This window comes from Bradyrhizobium hipponense (genome assembly GCF_008123965.1).
GTDB lineage: Bacteria > Pseudomonadota > Alphaproteobacteria > Rhizobiales > Xanthobacteraceae > Bradyrhizobium > Bradyrhizobium hipponense.
In genome coordinates this window covers 1-4,481 of the sequence record NZ_VSTH01000125.1, presented here as the reverse complement: position 1 = coordinate 4,481, position 4,481 = coordinate 1, and the positions used below count along the sequence as shown (strand labels likewise).

Annotated in this window: 5 protein-coding genes; all 5 read right to left on the bottom strand. The window is 64.9% G+C overall.

Annotated features, from left to right (window positions below; all coding sequences use genetic code 11):
• Positions 1-14: 14 nt before the first annotated feature.
• Positions 15-1,133, bottom strand: a complete 1,119-nt coding sequence (locus tag FXV83_RS31260; RefSeq protein WP_148743435.1) for a cobalamin-independent methionine synthase II family protein — start codon at positions 1,131-1,133, stop codon at positions 15-17.
• 18 nt (positions 1,134-1,151) lie between these two features.
• Positions 1,152-1,868 (bottom strand): ABC transporter ATP-binding protein, encoded by a 717-nt coding sequence (locus FXV83_RS31255; protein ID WP_148743434.1) that lies wholly within the window; start codon positions 1,866-1,868, stop codon positions 1,152-1,154.
• Entirely contained in the window at positions 1,861-2,616 is a 756-nt protein-coding gene (locus FXV83_RS31250; protein ID WP_148743433.1) for an ABC transporter ATP-binding protein, read from the bottom strand. The genes FXV83_RS31255 and FXV83_RS31250 overlap by 8 nt, the downstream gene beginning before the upstream one ends.
• Positions 2,613-3,641, bottom strand: a complete 1,029-nt coding sequence (locus tag FXV83_RS31245) for a branched-chain amino acid ABC transporter permease (RefSeq protein WP_148743432.1) — start codon at positions 3,639-3,641, stop codon at positions 2,613-2,615. Before FXV83_RS31245 ends, FXV83_RS31250 begins: the two co-directional genes overlap by 4 nt.
• Before the next feature lie 8 nt (positions 3,642-3,649).
• On the bottom strand, positions 3,650-4,481 hold an 832-nt coding region (locus FXV83_RS31240), incomplete at its 5' end, for a branched-chain amino acid ABC transporter permease (protein ID WP_148743431.1).

Sequence of the window (4,481 nt, the reverse complement as noted above, 5' to 3'; positions counted from 1 at the left end):
AAGAAAACGCTGACCTAGTTGCCCCAAACTTCCTTCGCGATCTCCACCGCGAGGCTGAGCTTGGCCCACTGCTCTTCTTCGGAGAGGATGTTGCCTTCCTCGGTCGAGGCGAAGCCGCATTGCGGGGAGAGCGCGAGTTGCTCCAGCGGGACGAACTTGGCGGCTTCTTCCAGGCGGCGCTTGACGGCGTCCTTGCTCTCGAGCTCGCCGAACTTCGAGGTGATGACGCCGACCACGACGACCTTGTTGCCCTTGGGCAGGAAGCGCAGCGGCTCGAAGCCGCCGGCGCGGTCGGAATCGTATTCCAGGAAGTAACCGTCGTAATTGGTGCCAGCGAGCATGGTCTCGGCGACCGGCTCGTAGCCGCCCGATGAAATCCAGGTCGAGCGGAAATTGCCGCGGCAAACATGCGTCGTCACCACCATGTCGGCAGGCTTCTCGGCCAGCGCGTAGTTGATGATGCGCGCGTAGATCTGCTGGAGACCCTCCGGATTGTCGCCGCGCTCGCGCGCCTTCTGCAACTCATCCTGCGAGCACAGATAAGCCCAGACGGTGTCATCGAACTGGAGATAGCGGCAGCCGGCGTCGTAGAAGGCCTTGACGGCTTTCCGGTAAGTCTTGCCGAGGTCCTCGTAGAAGGCATCGAGTTCGGGATAGACGTCCTTGGAGATCGCCTTGCGACCGCCGCGGAAGTGCAGCACCGCCGGCGAGGGGATCGTCATCTTGGCGGTGACGTGGGCCTGGTCGGCACATTTCTTCAGGAAGCGGAAGTGATCCAACATCGGATGATCATCCGGGAAGTCGAGCTTGCCGATCACGCGGACTGCGTCGTGACGCGTCTCCACACCCGCGAATTGGATGCCGGCGTCGGGGTGGAACAACTCGCAGCCGGTCAGCTTGGCCAGGAAGTCGAAATGCCACCAGGAACGGCGGAATTCGCCGTCGGTCGCAAGCTTCATGCCGATCGAGGCCTGCTTGTGCACGACCTTCTCAATCTCCATGTCCTCGATCTTGCGCAGATCGTCGGGCGAGATCTCGCCCTTCTCGAGCCTGGCGCGGGCTTCCTTGATCTTGGCCGGACGCAGGAGGCTGCCGACCTCGTCGGCGCGGAACGGGGCTCTGGTTCGCTGCATGTCTTACTCCCGAGATTCTTAGTGGGCTGCCGCCCCTGCGACGCCGAGGTGACGCTCGAGGACCGAGGGGTCGGCCTTCAGCGCGGCGCTCGGGGCGTCGTGGACGATCGTTCCGCGCTCCAATATCACAACGCGGTCGGCGAGCCCCAGAATCTTTTGCGCATTCTGCTCGACGATAATCGAGCAGATGCCGCCGGCCCGGGTGATGGTCCCGATCGCCTTCAAGAGCTCCTCGACGATGATGGGGGCAAGGCCCTCGGTCGGCTCGTCCAGCAGCAGGACCTTCGGGTTGAGGGTCAGCGCGCGGCCGATCGCCAGCATCTGCTGCTCGCCGCCGGAGAGCTGGTTGCCAAAATTGCTCCGGCGCTCCTTCAGCCGTGGGAACATCTCGTAAACCCTGTCGACCGTCCATGGGCCAACTTGCGCCACGGCGGTCATGTTCTCTTCCACCGTGAGGGAGCGGAAAATGTTGCGCTCCTGCGGCACCCAGCCGATCCCGGCGCGCGCTCGCTGGTCGGGGCGCAAGTTCGTGACGTCGGCGCCGGCGAGCGCGACGGTGCCGGAGAAGCGGCGGGTGACGCCGACGATGGAGTTGATCAGCGTGGTCTTGCCGGTGCCGTTGCGCCCGAGTAGCGCCAGCACCTGCCCCTCGGCAAGACGCAGGCTCATATTCGGCAGCACCACCGCCTCGCCATAGCCGGCGCGCAGGGATTCGAGGGCCAGCAGGTCAGACATTGATCGCCTCCTCGCCGAGATAGACCGCCTTGACCTGCGGATCCCGCGCGACCTGGTCCGGCGGGCCCTCCGTGAGCAGCGCGCCCGAGACCAGCACCGAGATGCGGTCGGCAAAGGAGAACACGAGGTCCATGTCATGCTCGATCAGGAGCACGGTGACGTCGCGCGGCAGGCTGCCTACGACTGCGAGAATGTCGTGGCGCTCGCTCTCGGGCACGCCGGCGGCGGGCTCGTCGAGCAGCAACACGCGCGGCTTGGCCGCGATCGCGACCGCGATCTCGAGCAGGCGCTGCTTGCCGTAAGGCAGCGTCACGGTCTGCTCGTTCATGACGTCGAGCAGATGGAAACGCGCGAGCAGATCGGCGATCTCGCCGTTGACGTCGCGGCGCGTCCCCATCCGCCGCCACCAGTCGCCGCCATGGCCGAGGCGTTCGGAAACCGCAAGGCCGATGGTCTCGAGCGGGGTCAGGTCGGGATAGAGCTGGTTGATCTGGAAAGTGCGCGACAGACCGCGCAGCACGCGCTTGTGCACGGCAAGGTCGGTGATGTCCTGGCCTTCGAGCAGGATGCGACCGCTATTCGGCTTGAGCACGCCGGTGAGCTGGTTGATCACCGTGGTCTTGCCGGCGCCATTCGGGCCGATCAGCGCGTGGCGGGCACCCTGCTCGATCTTCAGCGACAGGTCGCGGGTGACGCGCAGGCCACCAAACTGCTTTTCGAGATTCTGGGTTTCGAGCGCGATGGTCATGCGTCGCTCTCCGGCACGGCGACGACGGCCTTGCATCCGGCGATCTGCTTGATCACGAGGTTCGGCACATACAGGGCCCAGCGATGCAGGCGCTGGCGGCCGACCAGCACGATCACGACCAGCACGAGACCGATCCAGAACTGCCAGTATTGCGGGGTGATGGTGGAGAACAATTCCTGGAGCATGCGGAACAGCACCGCGCCGATCAGCCCGCCATAGAGATAGCCGGTGCCGCCGATGACGAGCACCAGCATCAGGTCGGCGGAGCGCTCGAAGGCGAACACGTCGAGCGAGGCGATCGCCGTGGTCTGGGTGAAGAGCGCGCCGGCAATACCTGCGTAGAACGCCGCAAGCGTATAGATCGCGATCAGGCGGCGGTTGACGGGGATGCCGATCGCCGCCGCGCGCAGCGGATTATTCTTGATCGCGCGCAGTGACAGCCCGAACGGCGAATGCACGACACGGCGCGCCAACAGGAACAGCAGGAACAGCACGGCGAGCGAATAGAAGAACCCGGCCTTGCCGAACATGTCGAAGGGGATCTCGCCGAAGATCGGCTGCATCTCGATGCCTTGCAGGCCGTCGGTACCGCCGGTGATGGCGGAGAAGCGCTCGGCGAGCGCCTCCAGAAGCAGCGCGATGCCGAGGGTCACCATCAGCCGGGTGAGGTCGACCCCGCGGATCACCAGGAAGCTCGTGGCGAAGCCGAGCACCATCGCGGCCAGGCCGGCGACAACAAGCGCGAGCACGGGCTCGTTGACGATGCCGTGAAGCGCAAGAAGCCCCGCGGCATAGGCGCCGACGCCGAAGAAGGCGGCATGGCCGAGCGAGACGATGCCGGCATAGCCGAGGATGAGATCGAGCGACATCGCAAACAGCGCCAGCCGCAGGATGTCGGTCATGATCAGGTAGCGGTTGGGAAACAGGAAGCCGCAGGCCAGCACGATCAGCCAGAAGGCGGCTTCGCCATAGTGCCAGCGTGCCTGGCGCTGGGCGTGATGACCGACGTCGGAAGAAGCGCTCATCGGCGAACTCAACGCGCGGCCGTGCGGCCGAACAGGCCGTTCGGGCGCCAGATCAGGATCACGATCATCATGGTGTAGATCACGAAGGGACCCATCTTCGGTACGTAGTACTTGCCGGCGACGTCGCCGATGCCGAGCAGGAGCGAGGCCAGGAACGGCCCGGTGATCGAGGACGAGCCGCCGACGGTGACCACGATCAGAAAGTAGATCATGAACTTCAGCGGGAAGTACGGATCGAGGCCGAGGATCTCCGCGCTCAGCGCGCCGCCGAGGCCGGCAAGGCCACATCCAAATGCAAACGTGAAGGCGAACACCTGCGGCACATTGATGCCGAGGCCGCTTGCGGCGCGGGGATCATCAACGGCGGCGCGCAGGCGGCTGCCGAAACGGGTCTTGGCCAGCACCATCTGGAGCGCGATGGTGAGCAGGCCGCAGATCACGATGATCATCAGCCGGTAGCGGCCGATACCGACGCCGAACAGGTCGAACTGACCCTGGAGCGCAGCCGGCAAATTGATGAAGACCCGCGACGATCCCTGGATGTAGTCGACGGCGGCGACCGACATGAAGGTCAGACCGATCGTGAACAGCACCTGGTCGAGATGGCTGCGCGCATAGAGGTGGCGGTACAGCGTCCGCTCGAGCGCGATGCCGATCGCGGCTGCGGAGACGAAAGCGAGCGGCAATGCGGCGAAGAACGGCCAGCCCATCCGGTTGACCAGCACCATGCAGACATAGCCACCGGCCATGGCGAAAGCGCCATGCGCAAGGTTGACGAAGTTCATCAGGCCTAGCGTGACCGCGAGCCCGCAGGCCAGCACGAACAGCAGCATGCCGTAG

Excerpts from the sequence above, each read along its gene's own strand:
- FXV83_RS31260 (WP_148743435.1), bottom strand. The coding sequence starts at position 1,133 with ATGCAGCGAACCAGAGCCCCGTTCCGCGCCGACGAGGTCGGCAGCCTC.
- FXV83_RS31255 (WP_148743434.1), bottom strand. The coding sequence starts at position 1,868 with ATGTCTGACCTGCTGGCCCTCGAATCCCTGCGCGCCGGCTATGGCGAG.
- FXV83_RS31250 (WP_148743433.1), bottom strand. The coding sequence starts at position 2,616 with ATGACCATCGCGCTCGAAACCCAGAATCTCGAAAAGCAGTTTGGTGGC.
- FXV83_RS31245 (WP_148743432.1), bottom strand. The coding sequence starts at position 3,641 with ATGAGCGCTTCTTCCGACGTCGGTCATCACGCCCAGCGCCAGGCACGC.